27 protein-coding genes are annotated in these 22,043 nt (G+C 66.9%); 14 read left to right on the plus strand and 13 right to left on the minus strand.

Features of this window, described 5'->3' with window-relative positions:
• The first annotated feature begins 51 nt into the window (after positions 1 to 51).
• The 3 genes from ACH0BU_RS01510 to ACH0BU_RS01520 all read left to right on the plus strand — a co-directional run bounded on the left by ACH0BU_RS01510 (position 52) and on the right by ACH0BU_RS01520 (position 1,687).
• Complete coding sequence (locus ACH0BU_RS01510) at positions 52 to 396, plus strand: hypothetical protein (protein ID WP_046409191.1); 345 nt, start codon at positions 52 to 54, stop codon at positions 394 to 396.
• Positions 397 to 686: 290 nt separating this feature from the next.
• Positions 687 to 1,292 carry an MliC family protein gene (locus ACH0BU_RS01515; protein WP_500263603.1) on the plus strand — a complete coding sequence of 202 codons (606 nt, stop codon included), beginning with the start codon at positions 687 to 689 and terminating at the stop codon, positions 1,290 to 1,292.
• A gap of 56 nt (positions 1,293 to 1,348) precedes the next feature.
• A complete protein-coding gene (locus ACH0BU_RS01520) occupies positions 1,349 to 1,687 on the plus strand; it encodes a DMT family protein (RefSeq protein ID WP_500263604.1) in 339 nt (112 codons plus the stop codon).
• 4 nt (positions 1,688 to 1,691) lie between these two features.
• Here the strand turns inward: ACH0BU_RS01520 and ACH0BU_RS01525 are convergent, their stop codons facing one another.
• On the minus strand, positions 1,692 to 2,270 hold the full coding sequence (locus tag ACH0BU_RS01525; RefSeq protein WP_500263605.1) for a nitroreductase family protein: 579 nt from the start codon (positions 2,268 to 2,270) through the stop codon (positions 1,692 to 1,694).
• A gap of 239 nt (positions 2,271 to 2,509) precedes the next feature.
• Between ACH0BU_RS01525 and ACH0BU_RS01530 the strand changes: the two genes are divergently transcribed.
• Positions 2,510 to 4,024 (plus strand): peptide MFS transporter, encoded by a 1,515-nt coding sequence (locus ACH0BU_RS01530; RefSeq protein ID WP_500263679.1) that lies wholly within the window; start codon positions 2,510 to 2,512, stop codon positions 4,022 to 4,024.
• A 76-nt stretch (positions 4,025 to 4,100) separates the two neighbouring features.
• Positions 4,101 to 4,781, plus strand: a complete 681-nt coding sequence (locus ACH0BU_RS01535) for an NnrU family protein (RefSeq protein ID WP_500263606.1) — start codon at positions 4,101 to 4,103, stop codon at positions 4,779 to 4,781.
• 27 nt (positions 4,782 to 4,808) lie between these two features.
• Here ACH0BU_RS01535 and mobA read toward each other — a convergent pair whose 3' ends face one another.
• The 6 genes from mobA to ACH0BU_RS01565 all read right to left on the minus strand — a co-directional run bounded on the left by mobA (position 4,809) and on the right by ACH0BU_RS01565 (position 8,585).
• Positions 4,809 to 5,345: a molybdenum cofactor guanylyltransferase gene (gene mobA / locus ACH0BU_RS01540; protein ID WP_500263607.1), complete on the minus strand. Its 537-nt coding sequence runs from the start codon at positions 5,343 to 5,345 to the stop codon at positions 4,809 to 4,811.
• A gap of 96 nt (positions 5,346 to 5,441) precedes the next feature.
• On the minus strand, positions 5,442 to 6,008 hold the full coding sequence (locus ACH0BU_RS01545; RefSeq protein WP_046409185.1) for a glycine zipper 2TM domain-containing protein: 567 nt from the start codon (positions 6,006 to 6,008) through the stop codon (positions 5,442 to 5,444).
• A 92-nt stretch (positions 6,009 to 6,100) separates the two neighbouring features.
• Entirely contained in the window at positions 6,101 to 6,529 is a 429-nt protein-coding gene (locus ACH0BU_RS01550) for an OsmC family protein (protein WP_046409184.1), read from the minus strand.
• A 78-nt stretch (positions 6,530 to 6,607) separates the two neighbouring features.
• On the minus strand, positions 6,608 to 6,904 hold the full coding sequence (locus ACH0BU_RS01555) for a glycine zipper 2TM domain-containing protein (protein WP_500263680.1): 297 nt from the start codon (positions 6,902 to 6,904) through the stop codon (positions 6,608 to 6,610).
• A 200-nt stretch (positions 6,905 to 7,104) separates the two neighbouring features.
• Entirely contained in the window at positions 7,105 to 7,923 is an 819-nt protein-coding gene (gene dapD, locus ACH0BU_RS01560; RefSeq protein ID WP_301090832.1) for a 2,3,4,5-tetrahydropyridine-2,6-dicarboxylate N-succinyltransferase, read from the minus strand.
• On the minus strand, positions 7,920 to 8,585 hold the full coding sequence (locus ACH0BU_RS01565) for a pyrimidine 5'-nucleotidase (RefSeq protein WP_314470964.1): 666 nt from the start codon (positions 8,583 to 8,585) through the stop codon (positions 7,920 to 7,922). The genes dapD and ACH0BU_RS01565 overlap by 4 nt, the downstream gene beginning before the upstream one ends.
• A gap of 117 nt (positions 8,586 to 8,702) precedes the next feature.
• Between ACH0BU_RS01565 and ACH0BU_RS01570 the strand changes: the two genes are divergently transcribed.
• On the plus strand, positions 8,703 to 9,698 hold the full coding sequence (locus ACH0BU_RS01570) for an LLM class flavin-dependent oxidoreductase (RefSeq protein WP_136450698.1): 996 nt from the start codon (positions 8,703 to 8,705) through the stop codon (positions 9,696 to 9,698).
• A gap of 40 nt (positions 9,699 to 9,738) precedes the next feature.
• On the opposite strand, the gene metF is transcribed toward ACH0BU_RS01570, so the two are convergent.
• A complete protein-coding gene (gene metF / locus ACH0BU_RS01575) occupies positions 9,739 to 10,680 on the minus strand; it encodes a methylenetetrahydrofolate reductase [NAD(P)H] (protein WP_046409179.1) in 942 nt (313 codons plus the stop codon).
• A complete protein-coding gene (locus ACH0BU_RS01580; protein ID WP_296220039.1) occupies positions 10,677 to 11,660 on the minus strand; it encodes an ArsR/SmtB family transcription factor in 984 nt (327 codons plus the stop codon). The genes metF and ACH0BU_RS01580 overlap by 4 nt, the downstream gene beginning before the upstream one ends.
• A 161-nt stretch (positions 11,661 to 11,821) precedes the next feature.
• Here ACH0BU_RS01580 and ACH0BU_RS01585 point away from each other — a divergent pair, with 161 nt between their 5' ends.
• The 4 genes from ACH0BU_RS01585 (at position 11,822) to ACH0BU_RS01600 (ending at position 14,058) form a co-directional block, all read left to right on the plus strand.
• Positions 11,822 to 12,175, plus strand: coding sequence for a hypothetical protein (locus tag ACH0BU_RS01585; RefSeq protein WP_046409177.1), 354 nt, complete (start codon positions 11,822 to 11,824; stop codon positions 12,173 to 12,175).
• Positions 12,176 to 12,186: 11 nt separating this feature from the next.
• On the plus strand, positions 12,187 to 12,384 hold the full coding sequence (locus ACH0BU_RS01590) for a hypothetical protein (protein WP_125944249.1): 198 nt from the start codon (positions 12,187 to 12,189) through the stop codon (positions 12,382 to 12,384).
• The gene (locus ACH0BU_RS01595) at positions 12,381 to 13,325 is read left to right on the plus strand and encodes an aldo/keto reductase (RefSeq protein WP_296220044.1); all 945 of its coding nucleotides are present in this window, start codon (positions 12,381 to 12,383) and stop codon (positions 13,323 to 13,325) included. Before ACH0BU_RS01590 ends, ACH0BU_RS01595 begins: the two co-directional genes overlap by 4 nt.
• Before the next feature lie 82 nt (positions 13,326 to 13,407).
• Positions 13,408 to 14,058 carry a L,D-transpeptidase family protein gene (locus tag ACH0BU_RS01600; RefSeq protein WP_046409175.1) on the plus strand — a complete coding sequence of 217 codons (651 nt, stop codon included), beginning with the start codon at positions 13,408 to 13,410 and terminating at the stop codon, positions 14,056 to 14,058.
• A 16-nt stretch (positions 14,059 to 14,074) separates the two neighbouring features.
• Here ACH0BU_RS01600 and ACH0BU_RS01605 read toward each other — a convergent pair whose 3' ends face one another.
• Positions 14,075 to 15,460, minus strand: coding sequence for a helix-turn-helix domain-containing protein (locus ACH0BU_RS01605; protein WP_145118259.1), 1,386 nt, complete (start codon positions 15,458 to 15,460; stop codon positions 14,075 to 14,077).
• A 173-nt stretch (positions 15,461 to 15,633) separates the two neighbouring features.
• On the opposite strand from ACH0BU_RS01605, the gene ACH0BU_RS01610 reads away from it, so the two are divergent.
• The 3 genes from ACH0BU_RS01610 to ACH0BU_RS01620 all read left to right on the plus strand — a co-directional run bounded on the left by ACH0BU_RS01610 (position 15,634) and on the right by ACH0BU_RS01620 (position 18,363).
• A complete protein-coding gene (locus ACH0BU_RS01610) occupies positions 15,634 to 15,789 on the plus strand; it encodes a hypothetical protein (protein WP_164518819.1) in 156 nt (51 codons plus the stop codon).
• 68 nt (positions 15,790 to 15,857) lie between these two features.
• Complete coding sequence (locus ACH0BU_RS01615) at positions 15,858 to 17,453, plus strand: isocitrate lyase (RefSeq protein ID WP_046409305.1); 1,596 nt, start codon at positions 15,858 to 15,860, stop codon at positions 17,451 to 17,453.
• Between the two features lie 217 nt (positions 17,454 to 17,670).
• On the plus strand, positions 17,671 to 18,363 hold the full coding sequence (locus ACH0BU_RS01620) for a hypothetical protein (RefSeq protein WP_296220048.1): 693 nt from the start codon (positions 17,671 to 17,673) through the stop codon (positions 18,361 to 18,363).
• A 12-nt stretch (positions 18,364 to 18,375) separates the two neighbouring features.
• On the opposite strand, the gene ACH0BU_RS01625 is transcribed toward ACH0BU_RS01620, so the two are convergent.
• Together ACH0BU_RS01625 and ACH0BU_RS01630 are read right to left on the minus strand one after the other, a co-directional pair.
• Positions 18,376 to 19,008 (minus strand): DUF4893 domain-containing protein, encoded by a 633-nt coding sequence (locus ACH0BU_RS01625; RefSeq protein WP_500263608.1) that lies wholly within the window; start codon positions 19,006 to 19,008, stop codon positions 18,376 to 18,378.
• 42 nt (positions 19,009 to 19,050) lie between these two features.
• Positions 19,051 to 19,836 (minus strand): 3-hydroxybutyrate dehydrogenase, encoded by a 786-nt coding sequence (locus ACH0BU_RS01630; RefSeq protein WP_296220052.1) that lies wholly within the window; start codon positions 19,834 to 19,836, stop codon positions 19,051 to 19,053.
• Positions 19,837 to 19,985: 149 nt separating this feature from the next.
• Between ACH0BU_RS01630 and ypfJ the strand changes: the two genes are divergently transcribed.
• Positions 19,986 to 20,906, plus strand: a complete 921-nt coding sequence (gene ypfJ / locus ACH0BU_RS01635) for a KPN_02809 family neutral zinc metallopeptidase (RefSeq protein ID WP_296220054.1) — start codon at positions 19,986 to 19,988, stop codon at positions 20,904 to 20,906.
• A 98-nt stretch (positions 20,907 to 21,004) separates the two neighbouring features.
• Here ypfJ and ACH0BU_RS01640 read toward each other — a convergent pair whose 3' ends face one another.
• Positions 21,005 to 21,991, minus strand: a complete 987-nt coding sequence (locus ACH0BU_RS01640) for an NADP-dependent oxidoreductase (protein WP_296220056.1) — start codon at positions 21,989 to 21,991, stop codon at positions 21,005 to 21,007.
• Positions 21,992 to 22,043 lie beyond the last annotated feature (52 nt).

The following is a 22,043-nucleotide window of genomic DNA, read 5'->3' on the forward strand; positions in this document are numbered from 1 at the left end:
AACCGTGCGTAGCGTGCGGCCGTTGCAGCATCCTCGATCAGGAGGATTATCATGGGCGGCCATCAGGTGACGAGCCACGGTTCGGGTGACGACGGTTTCGACGAGGATGGCTATGACGAAAGCCAGCGTGCCGAAATCCTGGAAGCGACGCGGGACGGGCCGGGCGACGGCACGATCATCACCGATCTTGATCCCGATACCGACGCCAACGACGACGATGACGAGCAGGAAGACGAACTGCTGATGCGCGACGATCAGGTCGCCGAGCAGGATGACGATGCCGACCAGGATGAGGACGATATCGATGAAGACGTCGTCCAGGATGAATTCGACGACGGGTCGATCGCCGAAGATGAAGATCTCGACGACCCGGACGATGTCGCGCTCAATCCCTGACCGGCAGCGGCGGCGCTTCGTCCTGACGACGGCAACGCTGCTGCTGGCGACCGCCTGTTCGCCGCAGCAGCCGTCGGGCCAGGTCGATATCGGCAATGCCGCGCAGGCAGCGCACGAATCGGTCGGCGCCTATGCCAGCGGGTCGAGCAACGGCGGTCCGACGGCTGCATCGACGACCCCGGCGAGCGCTCGGCCCGCTCCCCTCGCCTCCCCATCTGCCACGCATCAGCGCCAGTGGAGGGCGCGACAGAAACGGTGGCGGAGCCCGGCGCGACGGAGGCCGCGCGGTCGTGCGCCGCTACCTGGCGCTGATCGCCGACCGCGATTTCGCCACCGCCCGGTCGCTATGGGACCGGGGTGGCGCGGCGTCAGGCATGAGCGAGGCGGATTTCGCCGCCAGCTTCGCACGCTATCGCAGCTTCAAGGGCGAGGTGGGCGAGCCGGGCCGTATCGATGCCGGCGCCGGGCAGCGGTACATCACCGTGCCGGTGCGCGTGACCGGCACGCTGAAGAATGGCGATCCCTTCACGCTCGCCGGGCCGATCACGCTTCATCGCACCGGCCCCGTCGACGGTGCCACCGAGCAGCAGCGGCAATGGCATATCTCGGCTTCGGCGCTGAAGCCGCGCCCCGGCGCCGCTGCCCCCGCAACGCCTGACCAGGTGACGGCGCGGTTCCGGTGCCGCGACGGCCTCGCCTTCACCGCCGTCTTCGACAATGCCGCCGGTACCGTGGCGCTGGCCCTGCCGGGCGCGAAGGTGCAGATCCCGGCGCAGCGCGCCGCGTCCGGGATCTGGTATGAAGGAAGCGGCTACGAACTGCGCGGCAAGGGGCGCGACGCGACGTTGACGGAGCCGTCGGGAAAGCAGCACGCGTGCCGTGACCTTGACGATTAAGGGGCCGACTGGCCGGCAGCTTCCACCCGCCGTCGGACGCGACTAGGCGGGGAATCATGCCGACGCTCGCGCTCCTGCTGATCTCCAACGTCTTCATGACGATCGCCTGGTATTGGCATTTGAAGGGCGGCATGGCGAAGCCGCTGCCCACCGTCATCCTGCTGAGCTGGGCAATCGCGCTGGTCGAATATTGTTTCGCCGTGCCGGCCAACCGGCTGGGCTATGCCAGCGGGTGGAGCGGCGGGCAGCTGAAGATCGCGCAGGAGGTGATCACGCTGCTAGTGTTCGGCGTCTTTGCGGTCGTGGTGCTGGGCGAACAATTGAGCTGGCGGCATGCCGGCGCCTTCGCTTGCCTGGTCGGCGCCGCTGCCTTCATGTTCGCCGGGAAAAGCTGACGCCTCAAGGGCGCCAGTGGGTGACCGTGTCGGCAAGATCCGGCCGCGGGCGTTCCTCCAGCGGCCGCGACGGCGTGCCGATGAAGATGAAGCCGGCGATCCGCTCGGGCGCCGCGCCAAAGGCATCCCGCACCCGGTCGTCAAACGCCGCCCAGGTCGTCAGCCAGCCGCCGGCAAACCCCATCGCATGCGCCGCATGGAGCAGGTTCATGCACGCCGCGCCCGCCGACAATTCCTGTTCCCACAAGGGAATCTGGCTGTCGGTGCGCGGCGATGACAGGGCGACGACCAGCGCCGGGGCCTGATGCGCGAACTGTTCGATCGATTCGAGCTCGAGCCGCTTCGCCTCCGGTCGCTCTGCCAGATACGCCGACCGAAGCACCTCGGCGAAGGCGTCGCGCTGGTCCGCGCCGACGATGACGAAACGCCACGGCGCCAGTTTGCCGTGATCGGGCGTGCGGCAGGCGATGGCGCACATTTCCTGCAGCTGCGCGTCGCTCGGTCCCGGGCCGGCGAGGTCGCGCGGCTTGCCCGAACGGCGGGTGCGCAGAAGCGCGAGTGGAGAGGAAAGGTCATTGAACATGCCCCTCTTTATCGCGAATGGTTCGCAAGTCGAGCGTCCAACCGCGAAACGTTTCGTTCGCAACAATGCTTGGGCATCGCGAAATTGCGCGCTAGGCTGAATCAATTCGGGATATCGATGATCCCCACCTGACTTCCAGGGAGCGTATTTTGCCCATCATCCCCTCGATCGCACTGGGATTCCTTGCGATCCTGCTCGCTGGCGGTGTCGCCGGCGCGGTCAAGAAGGGCCCCGAGTTCATGGGGCACCCCAAAGGCCTGTACGTGCTGTTCTTCGCCGAAATGTGGGAGCGTTTCTCCTACTATGGCATGCGCGCGCTGCTGATCTTTTACCTGACCAAGCACTGGCTGTTCGACGACAGCAAATCGAACCTCATCTACGGCGCCTATACCAGCCTGGTGTATATCACCCCGGTGCTGGGCGGCTATCTGGCCGACCGCTATCTGGGTCAGCGCAAGGCGGTGACGTTCGGCGCGGTCATGCTGACGCTGGGCCATTTGCTGATGGCGGTCGAAGGCGAAGGCGGCCAGGGATCGGCCGCGATCAACGTCTTCTGGCTGGCGCTTGCCTTCATCATCGTCGGCACCGGCTTCCTGAAGGCCAATATCTCGGTGATCGTGGGGCAGCTCTACCCGCTGACCGACACGCGCCGCGACGGTGCCTACACCATCTTCTACATCGGCATTAACACTGGCGCTGCGATCGGCACGATCATGGCCGGCTGGCTGGGCGAGACCTATGGCTGGGCCTATGGCTTTGGCGCCGCGGGCGTCGGCATGCTGCTGGGCCTCGTCGTCTTCATCCTCGGCAAGCCGCTGCTGCTGGGCAAGGGTGAGGCGCCGCGGCCGCTGAAGGCGCGCACCGAATGGTCGCTTTATGCGGTCGGCCTCGCCTCCGTCCTCGTGATTTGGGCGCTGGTCCAGTATCAGGACGTCATCCAGACGCTGCTGATCATCTCGGGCATCGGCATGCTGGGCTATGTGCTGTTCGAGAGCCTGAAGCTGGAACGGCACGCCCGTGACCGGATGTTCGTGGTGCTGTTCCTGATTGCGCTGAACCCGGTGTTCTGGGGCCTGTTCGAACAGGCGGGCGGCAGCCTCAACCTCTACACCGATCGCTTCGTCGATCGTGGCGGGGTGCCGGCATCGCTGTTCCAGTCGATCAACCCGATCTACATCGTGCTGCTCGGCCCGATCTTCGCGGCCTTGTGGGTATTCCTGGGCAAGCGCGGGCTGGAGCCGTCGGCGCCTGCCAAGTTCGGCCTCGCGCTGGCGCAGGTCGGCCTGTCGTTCCTGGTCTTCGTCTGGGGCGCCCACACCGTCGGCGTCGAAGTCGCAACGCCGGTGTTCTTCGTCTTCGCCATCTACTTCCTGCAGACGACCGGTGAGCTTTGCCTGTCGCCGGTGGGCCTGAGCGCGATGAACCGGCTCGCCCCCAAGCACCTTGCCAGCCTGATCATGGGCGCGTGGTTCTACATGACCGCGGTCGGCAATTTCGTCGCCGGCAAGATCGGTGAGGCGACCGGCGGCGAAGGCGGCGAGATGACCAAGGAGGCGACGCTGGCGGTCTATTCGACCATCGGCTGGTGGACGATCGGCATCGCTGCGGTCGTCCTGGTGCTGAGCCCGCTGGTCAAGCGGATGATGCACCTCGACACGCTGCACGACGACACCGACCACGCCATGGCCGGCGAGCCGGAGCTTGCCGAACCGGCGGCGGCGGGGCTGAACACGGCGGGAGAAACGCGCCGCTGACACGATACCGGCCTGTCACCGCGGAAGCAGCGCGCGTGACGGGCCGGTAGCGACCAACAATGGGGGAGGATGAACGATGGGCAACGTCGTGGCGGCCGCAATCGCGTTCGCGGGAACGCACTTTCTTCTGTCCCATCCGCTCCGCGCGCCCCTGATCCGCGCGATCGGGCAAAAGGGATTTCTGGGCCTCTACAGCCTGGTCGCGCTCGCCACGCTCATCTGGCTGGTGCTCGCCTATCGCGCGGCGCCGGCCGCCGCCCTGCTCTGGCCGGTCGGCAATGTCCTGTGGGCGATCGGCACGATCCTGATGCTGCTGGCGGCGATCCTGTTCATGGGATCTTTGGTCCGCAACCCCGCCCTGCCGGAAGCGAACACCGATGTCGTGCCGACCGCGGCCGGCGTCTTTGCCATCACCCGCCACCCGATGATGTGGAGCCTCGCCATCTGGGGCATGGTCCACATCATGGTGTTTCCCGATCCGGCCAATATCGTCGTTGCGCTGTCGATCATCGTCCTGGCGCTGGCCGGCGCGCGGATGCAGGACCGCAAGAAAGAGAAACTACAGCCCGAACTCTGGCGTGAGTGGGAGCGACGGACGAGCTTCTGGCCGTTCGCCGCCATTGCCGCGAAGCGCGCGCGGATCGGCAGGATCGGTGGCCATGCGCTGGGCGGCGGCACCGTCGTGTGGCTGGCGGCGACCTGGGCGCATATTCCGCTGTCCGGCTGGCCGGCCGGCCTCTGGCGCTGGATCGGCTGAGCGCTTCCCTCGCCCGATCGACGGGGATCAGCGTCGCAGCGTATCGAGGTCCGCGCGCGTATTCACATTGGCGGGAAGGTGATCGAGCGTCACCGCGCGGGCGCCCACCGCCGCCGCCCAGCGCCGCACGGCACGCGGCTGATCCGCGGCCAGCCAGTCCTGCAGATGATCGGCAAGGCTGCTCGGCCAGTGCCCGACCACCGGCAGGCCTTCGACATAGGCAGGGCCCTCGCCGGCAAGCCGCCGCGCGAGGTCGGCGGGCAGCAAGGGCACGTCGCATGGCGCGCTCAGCACCGCGGCAAAGCCGTGATTGCGCGCCCAGGCCAGCGCCCCCGCGAGCGCGCCGAGCGGCCCTAGCCCCGGCGCCGGGCGGTCGGCGACGCTGGTGAGTGTGCCATGCGTGCGCCCGACCACGATCACCGCCGCTGCCTGATCTGCCAGCGCCTGCGCCACATGATCGATCAGCGGGCGCCCCTCGAACAAGGCCAGCGCCTTGTCCGACCCGAAGCGGCTCGCCGCGCCGCCGGCCATGATGGCGCCGAGGATGGGTTGGCTGGTCGGCATCACCTCACCCTAACCGCTGCGACCACAAAGGAGAAAAGGCCCGGCGATCGGATCGCCGGGCCCCTTCGGTACGCGCCGTTACTTCCGGCAAAACTGTTAGCGGCAGCTCACGTTGCCACGATCCACCTGCGAGCCGAGCAGCGCACCCGCACCAGCGCCGATCAGCGCGCCGAGCGTGTTCGAGCTGCCATTGGCGAGCAGGCTGCCGAGCACGCCGCCGCCCAGGCCACCGATGATCAGGCCGGTCGTGCCATCATTGCGGCGGCAGTAATACCGCCCGTTGTTGCCGCGATAGATGCGGTCGTTCCGGCCGAGGCGACGGGTCTGATAATATTGGCCGTCGCGATAAAAGTTGTCGGCGTAATAACGCTGCTGGCCCGGCGGCAGGCGATTATAGTCGTAGCGACCCCATTGGTTGCGATCGCGGCGCCAGTCGTTGCGCGCGTCGCGGCGATAGTCCTGGCGCGCGTCACGCACGTCGCGGCGATATTCGCGCTGCGCCTGGCGCACGTCGCGCGGCGAATCCGCCCGGCGCAGGTCGCGCTGATAATCGCGCCGCGCCTCTCGCACGTCCTGACGATATTCCCGCCCCGACTGTGCCTGAGCCGGCATGGCGGTGGCCGTTGTTGCAGCGGCCAGCACGGCGGCGATGATGATACGCATCGAAAGCTCCTCGCTGATGATGCGGGAAGAACAACCACATTGGCGCTAAGTTGCGTGAACAGGAAACTACATCCTGTTCATCTTCCCGCCACTTAGTTCTCCAGCGTATGACTGAGCGTGATCTCAGCGTTCAACACCTTGGATACAGGGCAGTTTGCCTTTGCGTCGGCCGCGATGCGATCGAACTCTTCGGCGCTGATGCCGGGCACCTTGGCCTTCAGCTCAAGCGCGGACCTGGTGATGGTGAAGCCGTCACCATCCTTGTCGACCGTCACCTTGGCCGTCGTGTCGAGGACGCCATCCTCGTGCCCCGCCGCGGCCAGCGCGAAACTGAGCGCCATGGTGAAGCAGCTGGCATGGGCGGCAGCGATCAGTTCCTCCGGATTGGTGCCGGGTTCGTCGCCAAAGCGCGTGCCGAAGCCGTAGCGCTGATCCTTGAGGACGCCGGACTGGGTCGAGACGGAGCCCTGCCCGTCCTTCCCCAAACCCTCATAGCGCGCGGAACCGTTGCGTGTCGGCATGTCAGCTTCTCCTCATAGCAAAACGGGCGCGGTCCGCCGGACCACGCCCCTTTCGTGTTCGACAATCCGGGTAACGGATCAACGGCAGCGACGGTTGCTCGTGCTGCGCTCGATCTCGCGGCCGGCCAGCGCGCCGACGGCGGCGCCGCCCAGCGTGCCCAGCGTACGATCGCCGCGCGTATCGATGGTGCGGCCGAGCAGCGCGCCGGCAACGCCGCCGACCACGAGGCCGGTGGTGCCATCAGGCTTGCGGCAGCGGATGCGGCCGTCATTGCCCTTCCACTCGCGATACTTGTAGCGGCGCTGCGCATCGGCATCGGTGGTGGTGACCATCACGCTGGGAACGACCATGGCGGTGGCACCGAGCGCCAGCATCATCTTACGTATTATTACTGTCTCCCTCGAAATTCGATACGATGGTATGATTGATATGCCATCGTAACGTGCGCTTCATACGGCGGTTGCATGAACCTGAAACAACCGTGCGTTCATGTTGGGAGACAGGTCGCGCGCGTCGGGAGAATAGCCGCGCTTCCGGGCGCCGCAGGAACGAGGGTCCCGCGGCGCGGAACAGGTCAGTCGCGCAGCAGTTCGTTGATGCTGGTCTTGGACCGGGTGCGCTCATCCACGCGCTTCACGATCACCGCGCAGTAGAGGCCAAGGTTGCCACCGCCGGTCGAGCCGGGGACGACTACGGCATAAGGCGGCACTTCGCCGATGAAGGTTTCGCCGGTCGCGCGATCGATGATCTTGGTCGACGCGCCGAGATAGACGCCCATCGACAGCACCGCGCCCTCGCCCACGCGAACGCCCTCCGCGACCTCCGAGCGCGCCCCGATGAAGGCGCCGTCGCCGATGATCACCGGATCGGCCTGCAGCGGCTCCAGCACGCCGCCGATACCGGCGCCGCCCGACAGATGGACGTTCTTGCCGATTTGCGCGCATGAGCCGACGGTCGCCCAGGTATCGACCATCGTCCCCTCACCGACATAGGCGCCGATGTTGACGAAGCTGGGCATCAGGATCGCGCCCTTGCCGATGAAGGCGCCGCGGCGAACCACGCTGCCCGGCACCGCGCGGAAGCCGGCGTCGCGGAACTCCGCCTCGCTCCAGCCGGAGAATTTGGACGGCACCTTGTCGAACCAATGACCAGCGCCCGGCCCGTTATCGATCAGCGCATTGTCGTTCAGGCGGAACGACAGCAGCACCGCCTTCTTCAGCCACTGGTTGACGCGCCAGCCGCCATTCCCGTCCGGTTCGGCGACGCGCGCCTTGCCCGAATCGAGCAGCGCCAGCGCGCGGTCGACGGCGACGCGCACCTCGCCCGCGGTGGAGACGCCGATGTCCGCCCGGTTTTCCCAGGCGGTGTCGATCGTGGTTTCGATGTCGGTCATTTGCCTTCCAATATGCTGGTCAGCCACGCGGTCAGATCCGGCGTGGTGAAATCAATGAAACTGCGGTCGCTGTCATGCGCCTGTTCGGATCCGTTATCGACCCAGACGGTGGTCATGCCGATCGCCTTGGCCGGCGCGAGGTTGCGCGCCATGTCATCGGCGAACAGCGCCGTCGTCGGATCGATCGACAGTCGTTCGCACAGGCCGGCATAGGCCGACGGCGCGGGCTTCGGCGCCAGATCCATGGCGTGAATATCGTGCACCGCCTCGAAGCTTTCGCCCAGCCCGAGCCGGTCGAGCACGCGCGCGGCATAAGGCGCATCGCCATTGGTGAAGACCACCTTGCGCCCCGGCAGCTTTGCGACGGCGGCGGCGAGCGGCACGTTTTCCTCCAGCACGTCCATCTCCACGTCGTGGACGAAATCGAGAAAGTCGTGCGGATCGACGTGATGCTCCGCCATCAACCCGGCGAGCGTGGTGCCATGGCCAAGGAAATAGGCCTTCTGGATCCGCCGTGCCTCCCCCCGGTCAGTGCCGAGAAGCCGGGCGATATAGTCCGTCATCTTGGCGTCGATCTGCGCGAAGAGATCGGCGCTCGACGGGTAGAGGGTATTGTCCAGATCGAAGATCCAGGCGCGGATATGGTCTAGACCCGGCGACATGGCGCTGCGTTACGGACGCCGGCGCGCACGGGCAAGCCAATCCGGCCAAAGCCATGCTTGGGCGCGGTGAAGCTGGGGATGGTTGCGATCGGCAACCCTTCCGCCCACATCATTGCCATGACCAAATATTCGCTGCTCGATCTCGTCCCGGTCGTCGAAGGCGGTACCGTCGCCGACGCGCTTGCCAATGCCGCCGATCTGGCCCGCCATGCCGAGGCGCATGGCTACAACCGCTATTGGGTGGCGGAGCATCACGGGATGGAGGGCATCGCCTCCGCCGCGACCGCGGTGGTGATCGCGCATGTCGGCGCGGCGACCAGCACGATCCGCGTCGGCGCGGGCGGCATCATGCTGCCAAACCATGCGCCGCTGCAGATCGCCGAACAGTTCGGCACGCTCGATGCGCTGTTCCCGGGCCGGATCGACCTGGGGCTGGGCCGGGCGCCGGGCAGCGACCAGCGGGTGGCACGGGCGATCCGCCGCACGCTGGACAGCGATCCCAACGCCTTTCCCAACGATGTCGTGGAGCTGCAAAGCTACCTTGCCGATGATGGCCGCACCGGCATCACCGCGACGCCGGGTGCTGGCGCCAAGCCGCAGCTGTGGATCCTCGGCTCCTCGCTGTTCGGGGCGCAGCTCGCCGCGATGCTCGGGCTGCCCTATGCCTTTGCCTCGCATTTCGCGCCGGACGCGCTCGATCAGGCGATGGAAATCTACCGCCGCGACTTCCGCCCCTCGGCGCAGCTTGAGCGGCCCTATGCGATGGCCGGCTTCAACGTCTTTGCCGCCGATACGCGCGAAGAGGCGGAATTCCTCGCCACCTCGCAGCAGCAGCAGTTCGTCGCGCTGCGCACCGGCAATCCGGGCAAGATGAAGCCGCCGGTGCGCGGCTATCGCGAGAGCCTGCCGCCGACGCATGCGCGGATCCTCGATTCCGTGCTGTCGTGCAGCGCGGTCGGTGATCGCGACGATGTGGCGGCGGGAATTGCTGCCTTCGTCAAGCGCACGGGGATCGATGAAGTGATGCTGACCAGCAGCATCTACGACCATGAGGCGCGCAAGCGCAGCATCGCCATCGCCGCCGAAGCGATGCGGGTACCCGAACTGGCCTGATTACCGATGATGCCCCCGGCGCTGCCGCCGGGGGACATCGTCAGGCCGCGACGCGCGCCACCTCGGGCCGGGCGCGCAGGCCCAGCAAGTGGCAGATCGCGAAGCTCAGTTCCGCGCGGTTCAACGTGTAGAAATGGAATTGCTTCACGCCGCCCGCATACAGCTTGCGGCACAGTTCGGCGGCGAGCGTGGCGGAGACGAGCTGCCGCGCATCGGGCAGGTCGTCCAGCCCGGCGAACAGATGCTCCATCCAGCCCGGCACATCGGTGCCGCACATCTTCGACATGCGCTGGACCGCGGCGAAATTACTGACCGGCATGATGCCCGGCACGATCTCCGCATCGATGCCGGCCGCCGCCACCGCATCGCGAAAGCGGAAGAAGACGTCGGGCGAGAAGAAGAACTGGCTGATCGCGCGCGTGGCGCCAGCGTCCATCTTGCGCTTCAGATTGTCGAGATCGATCGCCGCATCGCCCGAATCCGGATGGCATTCAGGATAACAGGCAACCGAAATCTCGAACGGGTGCAACCGGCGCAGCCCCTCGACCAGCGCAGCGGCATTCTCATAGCCGCCCGGATGCGCGGCATAACGCTCACCCACGCGCGGCGGATCGCCGCGCAGCGCGACGATGTGGCGCACGCCAGCGGCCCAATATTGCTCGGCCACCGCGTCGATCTCCTCGCGCGTCGCCTCGACACAGGTGAGGTGCGCGGCGGCGGGAATGCTGGTTTCCCGCGCGATCCGCGCGACCGTGTTGTGGGTGCGCTCGCGGGTCGATCCGCCGGCGCCATAGGTCACCGAGACGAAGCGCGGCGCGAGCGGCGCCAGCGTCGCCATCGACTTCCACAGCGTCGCTTCCATCGCCGGCGTCTTGGGCGGGAAGAATTCGAAGCTGACCTCCGCGTCGCCGGCGACATTGGCGAACAGCGGCGCATCCAGCGCCCGGCGCGCCTCTTCCAGCTGATTGATCGATAGGGTCATGCCGCCTTCACCTCGTGCAATGTCGTGCCCGGCTTCTTGCCGGGGGCCGCGGCCGGCTTTCGCCCCAGCCAGATCTTTACCGTCAGTTCGCCGCCTTCCAGCGTCTCGATCCGTTCCGCGACCAGCCCGGCGGCGTCGAACCAGCCGCTGATCTGCGCATCGGAAAAGCCGAGCCGCGTGTGTGCGTCGCGCGTGCGCAATTCCTCGCGATCATGCGGCGCGAAATCGGCGATCAGTAGCCGTCCGCCCGGCGCCAACACACGCGCCGCCTCGACGATCGCGGCGCCCGGCTGCTGCGCATAATGGAGCACGTGATGGACGATCGCGACATCGGCCGCGGCATCGCCCAGCGGCAGCGAATACAGGTCCGCCTGGCGCAACTCGGTATTCGCCAGGCCACGCTCACCGATCTTGGCGCGCGCGATACGCAGCATCTCGGAGCTGCGATCGATCCCCAACGCGCTGTCGGCGCGCGGCGCGAACAGCTCGATCATCCGCCCCGTACCGGTGCCGATATCGATCAACCGGCCGAGCGGTGCATCGCCCAGCATCTGCTGCATCGCCTTTTCCACATCGGTTTCGGCAATGTGGAGCGAGCGGATCGCATCCCATTCGGTGGCATGCGCCTCGAACCATTGCGACGCGGACGCCGCGCGGTCGGCGCGTACCGCGGCAAGGCGCGCCGCGTCGGTCGCCCCTTCGCGATCCGGAACGTCGCCTTCCCATGAATCGATCGCTGCCAGTACCGGATCGACCAGCGCGGGGGTACCCAGCGCGACGAACACCCAGCTGCCTTCCTTGCGCCGCTCGGTCAGGCCGGCGTCGCAAAGGATCTTCACATGGCGGCTGACACGCGGCTGGCTTTGCCCCAGAACGAGCGCAAGCTCACCGACCGACAATTCCATCGTGCGCAGCAGACGCAGGATGCGCAGCCGGGAGGAATCGGCCAATGCACGGAATATCTCGAGCGCCTGGGTCACAAGGACCAGATATAAAGATATCTTTATATGTCGTCAAACGATGGATTGCCGGAGCGGGGCGACCAAGCACGACCGCGATCGTTGCGGAGCCAAAACGCCTTATGCACGTTTCTGCCGCTAACGCCGCGCGTCGGCCAGGGTCCATGACAGGGAGAGTGTTTATGAAGTTTCTCGCCATCACCGCCGGCATCGCCACCGCAGCCGCCCTCGCGGCGTGCAGCCCGCAGGCGCAGAATGAAAGCGCCGAGGCCGCCAATGCGATCGGCGCCGATGTCAGCGCCACCACCAGCAATGCGGTGAACGACGTCGACCGGGCAACGGACGAGGCGCTTGGCTCGGCCGAGCGTGCGATCGAGAACGCCGGCGACGATATCGAGCGCGGTGCCGACCGTGCCGGTGCGAAGGCAGAGCGTGACGCCGATCGCGCCGGCCGCGCGATTGACAACGCCACCGAAGACGCCCGTGAGGCGACCGGTGACGCGCTGACCGACGCCGGCAACGCGATCAAGCGTTGATGCGAGGAGACATGAGGGGGGCGCGGTTCGCGCTCCCCTTGTTGCTGCTCCCCGCGCTGGCGGCGCTTGCCGCCTGCTCGGGTGACCCGCCCCCGCCGGGCGCGGTCACGGCCGAGGAGGAGCAACAGTTGAACGAGGCGGCGGCCATGCTGGAGGCGAACAGCATCCGGCTCGATGAGGTCGCCCCTACCGACGGGAATGTTCAGTGAAGACACGCCTCGGCTCCTCCGACCTGCAGATCGCGCCGCTGGTGCTGGGCGGCAACGTATTCGGCTGGACGGCCGATCGTGACGCGAGCTTCGCCGTGCTGGACGCCTTTGTCGCTGGCGGCGGCACGATGATCGATACCGCCGACGTCTATTCCGCCTGGGTCCCCGGCCACAAAGGCGGCGAATCCGAGACGATGATCGGCGAATGGTTGAAGGCCTCGGGCAAGCGGGACGCGGTGTTGATCTCGACCAAGGTCGGCATGTTGCCGGGCGACGGCGGCGAGAAGCTGGCGCCGGCACGGATCGCGGCGGCGTGCGAGGCATCGCTGAAGCGGCTCGGTACCGATCGGATCGACCTGTATTTCGCGCATCAGGATGACGAGGACACGCCGCAGGAGGCGGCGCTGGAGGCGTTCGCCGCCTTGGTGAAGGCCGGCAAGGTCCGCGTGCTCGGCGCGTCGAACTTCAGCGCGATGCGGCTGAAATCCGCCAATGAGGCCGCGCGTGCCGCGGGACTGCCGCGCTACGACGTGCTTCAGCCCGAATATAATCTCGTCAGCCGAACCAAGTTCGAGGGCGAGCTTCAGGATTATTGCGTCGAGCAGAATGTCGGCGTGGTGCCTTATTACGGCCTCGCCTCCGGCTTCCTCACCGGCAAGTACCGCACCCGCGACGACCTGTCGAAGAGTGTGCGTGGCGGCCGGATGGGCGATCTGCTGGAGGGCAAGGGCAAGGCCGTGCTCGACGCGCTCGACAGTGTCGCCGCGGAAACCGGCGCAACGCTGGCGCAGATCTCGCTCGCCTGGCTGATCGCGCAGGAGGGCGTCACCGCGCCAATCGCCAGCGCGACCAGCGTCGCCCAGGTTGAGGATCTGCTGCGGGCGATGACGCTCAAGCTGTCGGCGGACCAACTCGATCGGCTGAACAACGCCGGCGCCTGAGGCGCGACCTCGGGGGCAAGAGGGAGGCAAAGCGGCGTTAACCAGATCGCGTCAGTGCGCCGCAATGCCTTCATGCTATCGGATGACCATGCTTTCGCCACTCCGACTCGTGCTGCTCGCCCTAGCGATCGCTGCCGGCTCGGTGGCCTTTGCCGCCACCCGTCCGCCGCCGCCACGCGTGCTCGCCAGCCAGATCATTCCCCCTGCCCGGCCCGCCGTTGCCGAAACGACGCCTGTGTCCAAGCCGCCCGCCGCGGCGCAGGACGCGGCCTATACGATCAAGTCGATCCTGCCGATCGAAGGGCCGATGAAGATGGGCGACCATCATTGGGACGAAAGCGCCGCCCCGGCGACCGGCACGCTCATCATCACCGTCGATCTTGCCGCGCAGGTGCTCAGCGTCTTTCGCGACGGGCATGAGATTGGCGCGGCGGCAATCCTGTTCGGCGCCGATTCGAAGCCGACCCCGCTCGGCGTCTATCCGATCACGCAGAAGAGCAAGGATCACGTTTCCAACATCTATCACGCGCCGATGCCGTACATGCTTCGCCTGACCAACGATGGGATCGCGGTGCACGCCAGCGAGGTGGCTGACGGTTATATGACGCACGGTTGCATCGGCGTGCCCAAACCCTTCGCCAAGAAACTGTTCGAGACGGCGAAGCTGGGCGACAAGGTCATCATCACCCGCGGTGAGGCGCTGGAGATCGGACAGGCGGTAAAGGCCGCCTGAGCCGCGGCGTCGCCGATCAATCCCCGGCAAAGGTCAGCGCGGTGATCCGCCGCTCCCGCTCGTTGATCGTCAGCGCGCGGCCCGCCGGCGCGGCGGCACGCTGCGGACATTCCTGGCGGAAACACTGGCGGCACCCCAGCCCGATCGGCATCGCCACGCCGGCAAGGTCGAAGCCGCGAGCGACCGCCAGCGTCCCGGCATGTTCCGCCGCCACACCGATGCCGACCGCAAATTCGGCCGAAACCAGTCCGTATCGCTGCCCCTGCGGCGTCACCGTGCGCGCCATCGTAAGCCAGCGCTCGCCATCCTCCAGTTCGACCAACTGAACCGCGAGGTGCCCCGGCCGATCGAACGCATGGTGCAAATGCCACAAGGGGCAGCGCCCCTCCGCCTCGACCAGCGCCGCGCCGCTCGCCCCGGCATAGCGTTTCGATGACTGCCCCGCCCGGTCGACGCGGATCATGAAGAAGGGCAGCCCCCGCGCGCCGACCCGCTGAAGCGTCGTCAACCGGTGTGCGACATGCTCGAACCCGGCACCAAAGCGGCGCTGCAGCAGCTCGATATCGTATCCAGTCGCCTCGCAGGCGCGCAGGAAGCGGGCATAGGGCATCATCACCGCTGCGGCGAAATAGCTGGCGAGATGGCGGCGGAACAGGCGATCGGCGGCGATCTGGCCGAAGCCGGCGCCGGTCACCAGCGCGTCGATTTCAGCCCGAGATTCGATCAGCGCCAGCTGGAACGCCGCGGCAAAGGTGCGGCTCGCCGGATCGAGCAATTCGGACAGCTGAAGCTGGCGCGCATGAAGGTCCAGCCGCCGCAGCACATCGGGCATCACATCGACCGGCAGGATGCGGATGGCGAGGCTGTGCTTCACCCGCAGCCGCTCGGCGATCGCGCCATACAGGTCGCCCGCGCCGAGCCGCAGCTCGTCGGCCAGCGCCTCCGCCGCTGCGTCCAGATCGGGGAAATGGTTGCGCCACCGGCCGATCTCCCGCCGTACCAGCGCCACCGGATCATCGCTGGGCGCCGCCGTTGCTGCCCCCTGCCCCGCGCGGTCGAAGGCGCGCGCGAATGCCTCCGCCCCGCCCGGCGCCGCGGCGAGCCATTCCTCCAGCTCGTTGCGATCGATCTCAAGGTCGGCGAACATCGGGTCGGCGAGCCGCCGCCGCATTGCGTCCCGCCCACCGCCCGGCTCGGCCGCGGTCAATGCGCGCGGATCGAAATCGAACGTCTCCGCCAGTTTCACCAGCAGGGTCGCTGATACCGGGCGCTGGTTGCGCTCGACCAGATTGAGGTAGCTGGGGCTGATCGCCAGCATCTCGGCCATCGCCGCCTGACTCAGCGCCTGCTGCCGCCGCAGCCGCCGCACCACATGCCCCGCCATCAACTTTCGCTCAGCCATCCCGCCACGCTGACCGAGCCGAGTTATTCTGTCAATTCTTTACAGCAATACAGATGATGTCTGCCGCTTGTCCGACCCGATGACACCGAATCATCAGAGCGCCGCGTTGTGAATATCCGCTCCATGCTGTTCTTATGATCGCAGTTGTAAGCATTCACACAGGAGGAACGACCATGGACGCTACCCCGCAGCGCAGCCGCGCCGTTTTCTCGACCGAGGACTTCGGCCTCATGAAGGAAGCGATCGGCGAGTATATCAAGAAGATCGCCGACGAACCCCGCTCGGCCAAATTCTCCAACCTGTACCATCGCCTCGGCCGCCTCGGCTGACCGCGAACCCGCCTGATCCAATCGTGCGGGACCGGTCCCGCGTGCCACCATCCGCGACAGGAACAATGATGACCTACCAGGAACAGACCAGTCAGATCGGACAGCTCGTTGCCAGCTATAATGGCACGTGGGACGGGATCGACGCTGAATCCGTGGCGCGGATGCGGCTGCAGAACCGGTTCCGCACCGGCCTCGACATTGCGCGCTACACCGCCGGCATCATGCGCCGCGACATGGCCGCCTATGACGCCGATCCGGCCAATTACACCCAGTCGCTGGGCTGCTGGCACGGCTTCATCGGGCAGCAGAAGCTCATCTCGATCAAGAAGCATTTCGGCACCACCAAGGGGCGGTATCTGTACCTCTCCGGCTGGATGGTCGCCGCGCTGCGCAGCGAGTTCGGCCCACTGCCTGACCAGTCGATGCACGAAAAGACCAGCGTTCCCGCGCTGATCGAGGAACTCTACACCTTCCTGAAGCAGGCCGATGCCCGCGAACTGGGCATGATGTTCCGCGATCTCGACAAGGCACGCGAGACGGGCAACGAGATTGAGGCGCAGCGGCTGACGCAGGCGATCGACAATTACGAGACGCACGTCGTGCCGATCATCGCCGACATCGACGCCGGCTTCGGCAATGCCGAGGCGACGTATCTGCTGGCCAAGAAGATGATCGAGGCGGGCGCCTGCGCGCTGCAGATCGAGAACCAGGTCTCGGACGAAAAGCAGTGCGGCCACCAGGACGGCAAGGTCACCGTGCCGCACGAGGACTTCCTCGCGAAGGTCCGCGCCTGCCGCTACGCCTTCCTCGAGCTTGGCGTCGATGACGGCATCATCGTGACCCGCACCGACTCGCTCGGCGCCGGCCTCACCAAGCAAATCGCTTTCTCCAAGGAGAAGGGCGACATTGGCGACCAGTACAATGCCTTCCTCGATTGCGAGGAAGTCACCGACCTGTCGACCCTGCGCGGCGATGTCGTGATCGAGCGTGACGGCAAGCTGATGCGCCCGAAGCGCCTGCCGTCGAACCTGTTCCAGTTCCGCGAAGGGACCGGTGCCGACCGCTGCGTGCTGGATTGCATCACGTCGCTGCAGAATGGCGCCGACCTCTTGTGGATCGAGACGGAGAAGCCGCACATCGAGCAGATCGCGTCGATGGTCGATCGCATCCGCGAAGTCGTTCCCAATGCGAAGCTGGTCTATAACAACAGCCCCAGCTTCAACTGGACGCTGAACTTCCGCCAGCAGGTGTTCGACGCCTGGGTCGAGGCCGGCAAGGATGTCTCCGCCTATGACCGGGCGAAGCTGATGAGCGTCGATTATGACGACAGCGATCTGGCGGCAGAGGCCGACGAGCGGATCCGCACCTTCCAGAAGGATGCGGCGGCGCGGGCCGGCATCTTCCACCACCTCATCACCCTGCCGACCTATCACACAGCGGCACTGTCGACCGACAATCTCGCCAAGGAGTATTTCGGCGAGGCGGGGATGCTCGGCTACGTCAAGGGCGTGCAGCGCAAGGAAATCCGCGAAGGGATCGCCTGCGTGAAGCACCAGAACATGTCGGGCAGCGACATCGGCGACGATCACAAGGAATATTTCGCCGGCGAGGCCGCGCTGAAGGCCGGCGGCGTCCACAACACGATGAACCAGTTCGCGGCGTAGCGCGGGCAAGGGCAGCCTTGCTGCCCTCACCTCGCGCAAGCCCGGCCGGCGGCGCCGCCCAGGCGCCGTTCGACGACGCGGCTTCGCCGCGGCGCCACCCGGCCACCAAGTTCCTGGGGAGGAAGGATGCCCGTCGGTGCGCGTCATCGGCGGGCATTTCCGCGTCCGGCCTTGCGGCAGGTTACGGCGATGAAGCGGTGACCGGCACGCTTCCGGCTTGAGCCTGCCCCCGTGGAATGACACACTCGGCGTCATGAAGCGCGTCGCTGCCGCCGCCCTCGCCCTGCTGCTCTCGCTCGCAGCACTGCCGGCCCACGCCCAGGTGGTCATCACCTTCTGGAGCCATGAGTTCGGCAATCATTTCCCCCACGCCTTCTTCACCCTGCGGGGCACGCCAGAGGCGGGTGGCGAGCCGGTCGACCTCAATTACGGCTTCACGCCCAAGGCGGTGACCCCCGCCATCCTCTTCGGCCCAGTGGGCGGGCGGATCGATGTCGCCAAGCGCAGCTACATGGAGGGGAGCGACGCGCAATTCTCGCTCGTCCTCACCGACGCACAATATGCCTCCATTCTGCGGCTGGTCGATGAGTGGGACGACAAGAAAGGCGACGGCACCTACCGGATGAACACCCGCAACTGCGTGCATTTCGCGCAGGAAGCAGCGCGCCGGGCGGGTCTCGTCACGCTCGATTTCCCGGACCTGATGAAGAAGCCTCGCTCGTTCCTGAAGGCGGTGGCGAAGGCGAATGCGGCGCAGGTCACGCTGATCGACCGCCATGGAAAGGAATATCTGGCATCGCTCGACGCGCAATCACCCGCACCTGCCGCCGGCACGAATGCCGCGGTTGCAGCGCCCGCGGCGGCAATTGAGGTCAGCGCCCCGCCACCAGCACCGGTTCCGGTCGGCTGATCCGCGCCCCGCTCAGCGCGCGGGGACGAGTTCGATAATATCGAGCGTCGAATCGAACGCCGGCTGCGGCAGCGCGATACGCCAGCGATCGTCACCGATCCGGTCGACGAAGCCCCCCATGTCGCGCGCGCTGTCGCGTCCGTAGGGCAGCCAGCGCGCCTCGTCGCCGATCGCCAGCGTACCCAGGAACACTGCCCGCGCGGCGCGCAGCGGGAAGATCCGCCCGGCCGGGCGCTGTGACCCGGCGGCCTTTTCGAACATCCGCACCGGCCCCTCCCCGCTGACCCGGCAGGTATAGGCGGGATAGGCGACATAATCGCGCCCGCCCTTGGCCTTTGCGCCCAGCTTGAAGACGCGGCAGCGGTAATCGCCCGCGGGGGGAATAGGGTCGGGAAGTCCATGGTCGGGATTGAACAAGGCGCCCTGCGCGTCGATCTCGCGCGTGGCGCCGCTCGCCCGTGCGCGGCCCAGCGCGTCGAGCCAGACGGTGCGCCACGTGCGCAGGCGGTCGCGATCGGACAATGTCGCCACCCGGCGCCAGTCCGCGACCGGGGCACGCGCGCCCGCTACCGTCTCCGGCTCCTGCCGTCCGCCGCACCCTGCCAGCGTCGCCGCCGTCATCAGCGCGACCACCGCCCGCTTCATCGCTGAGACCTTTCCCTGTTCGGCCAAGGGGCTAGTCCCTGATCACGCCGCGGTCCAGCCACCGTCCATCGACAGGTTGGTGCCGGTGATCGACGCGGCCTCCTCGCGGCACAGGAACACCGCCATTGCCGCCACCTGTTCAGGCGTGACGAACGCCTTGGTCGGCTGGGCGGCCAGCAGCACGTCATTGATCACCTGCTCGCGCGTCAGGCCGCGCGCCGCCATCGTGTCGGGGATCTGGTTTTCCACCAGCGGCGTCCAGACATAGCCGGGCGAGATGCAATTGACGGTGATGCCGTCGGTCGCGGTTTCCAGCGCCACCGTCTTGGTCAGCCCGACAAGGCCATGTTTCGCGGCAACATAGGCCGCCTTGTTCGGGCTCGCGACCAGGCTGTGCGCCGATGCGGTGGAGATGATCCGCCCCCATCCCGCCGCCCGCATCAGCGGCACGCTCGCGCGCATGACATGAAAGGCGCTCGACAGGTTGATCGCGAGGATCGCGTCCCAGCGGTCGACCGGGAAATCGACGATCGGCGCAACATGCTGGACCCCGGCGTTGTTGACGACCACGTCGGGTCCGCCGAGGTCGGCATGGCAGCGCGCGACCATCGCGGCGATCGCGGCAGGATCGGTCATGTCGGCGCCATCGTGTAGCGCCTCCGCCCCGCTCAAGCCGCTGAGCGTGCGGCATATGTCGGCAATCGCATCCGGCGCGCCAAAACCGTTCAGCATGACCGCCGCGCCCTCGGCGGCGAACGCCCGCGCATAGGCAAGCCCGATGCCGGAGGTTGATCCGGTGATCAGCGCCGTCTTTCCCTTGAGCAACATGGGGCACCTCCTGTGCATGGCCGGGACCATCGCCATGCGCCGCGCGGCGTCGGGCATCAAGCGGGCGGCTTGCAACCGCCGATCCCCCTCGCGCATTCATGCCGCACCGGTAGCAAGATCATCAAAGACACCAACCAGGGGGCACCGCGATGCGGCTCGACGATTTCGACAGGGACATCAACGTCGAGGATCAGCGGGGCCAGAGCTTCGGTGGCGGCGGCGGGGGTGGCTTGCTGCTCGGCCTGCTGCCGCTGGTCGGCAGCCGGTTCGGCTGTGGCGGCATCGTCGTCCTGCTGATCGTCTTTGCGGTGTTCGGCGGGCTCGGCAATCTTGGCGGGCTGCTGAGCGGTGGCGGCACCGGCAGCGCGCCGCACACCCAGGTGTCGCGCGGCAATGCGCCCGCTGGCGCCGGCGGCGGGGCGGCGGCGGCCTGCTCGGTCGATGCGGTAACGCGCGCGACCTGCAACGCCTTCTCCTCGGCCGAAAACACCTGGGAGCAATTGTTCGCGCAGTCCGGCGCTCCGTTCCAGGCACCCAAGCTGGTATTCTACAGCGGCCGTGGCCAGTCGGGCTGCGGCGCGGCAATGTCCGCCATGGGCCCGTTCTACTGTCCGTCGGACCAGGGCATCTATATCGACACCGGCTTCTTCAACGAGCTGGAGCAGCGGTTCCGCGCGGCCGGCGATTTCGCGCAATATTACGTCATGGCGCACGAATTCGGCCATCATATCCAGACGCTGACCGGCACCTCCGACCAGGTCCGCCGCCTGCAGGCGCGCGCCAGCGAGGCGGAGGGCAATGCGCTGTCGGTCCGGCTGGAATTGCAGGCCGATTGCTACGCCGGTGTCTGGGCGGCGCAGAACCGCAACCGCATGGATCCGGGCGACGTGGCAGAAGGGATGCGCGCCGCGGAGGCGATCGGCGACGACACGCTGCAGCGCGAGGCGACGGGCCGCGTCGCGCCCGAAAGCTTCACCCACGGCACCTCCGCGCAGCGCCAGACATGGCTGCAGCGCGGCCTGCAGAGCGGCGACCCCGCCGTGTGCGACACGTTCAGCGGCGCGATCTGACGCGACCGCATGAAAAAGCGGCGGCCGTCCGACCCGGACGCCGCCGCCTGTGATACCCGCGCCGCCAACCGATCAGGCCAGCGGCGCAGCGCGCTAGATCAGAGCTTCACCAGCATCTTGCCGGTATTACCGCCGGTGAACAGGCCGAGGAAGGCGTCCGGCGTCGCCTCGATCCCGTCGAACACCGTCTCTTCGCGGCGCAAGCGCCCTTCCGCCTGCCAGCGGCCCATGTCGGCATAGAAATCCGCCACCCGCGCCAGATGGTCGCCGACAAGGAAGCCCTTGATGGTGATCCGCGCGCCGATCACCTTCGCCAGATACTTCAGCGACTGCGGTTTGCCGTCATTGTAGATGTCGATCATCCCGCAGATCGCGAAACGCGCGCGGAGCCGCGCCGCCAGCAGCGCCGCGTCCAGATGATCGCCGCCGACATTGTCGAAATAGACGTCGATTCCCTCGGGTGCCGCATCGGCCAGGGCCTGCACGACATTGCCCGCCTTGTAATCGATCACCTTGTCGGCGCCGAGCGACTTCACCCATTCCGCCTTGGCCGCGCCGCCGGCCGAACCGATGACGGTCATCCCCTTGGCCTTGGCGATCTGCACCACCGTCGATCCCACCGCGCCGGCGGCGGCGGAAACGAACACGACCTCGCCTTCCTTTGCCTGCGCGACATCGAGCAGGCCGAAATAGGCGGTCATGCCCGGCATGCCGAGCTGCCCCAGGAACGCTTCCTCCGGCACGTCGATCGGCGGCAGCTTCTGCACCTGCGCAGCCGGCAGCACGGCTTCCTCGCGCCAGCCCAGCATGTGCTGCACCTTGGTGCCGACGGGAAGGTCGGCGGCGCGGCTCTCCACCACCTCGCCGATCGCCCCGCCCTGCATGGGCTCACCCAAGGCAAACGGCGGGACGTAGCTTTTCACGTCGTTCATCCGGCCGCGCATATAGGGATCGACCGACAGCCAGCGGTTGGCGATCCGCACTTCATTCTCGCCCAGCGGGGCGGAGGGCTGTTCGATCAGTTCAAAGTCGCTGTGTTGCGGCATGCCCGACGGGCGCGCTCGCAAGGTCCAGGCGCGTGGCATCATCATCTCCCAGTTTCGGTTCTTGCGCCCGGGTTATGCATGAGCCCCGGCT

It is taken from the genome of Sphingomonas olei (assembly GCF_045369765.1).
GTDB classification, from domain to species: domain Bacteria; phylum Pseudomonadota; class Alphaproteobacteria; order Sphingomonadales; family Sphingomonadaceae; genus Sphingomonas; species Sphingomonas panaciterrae.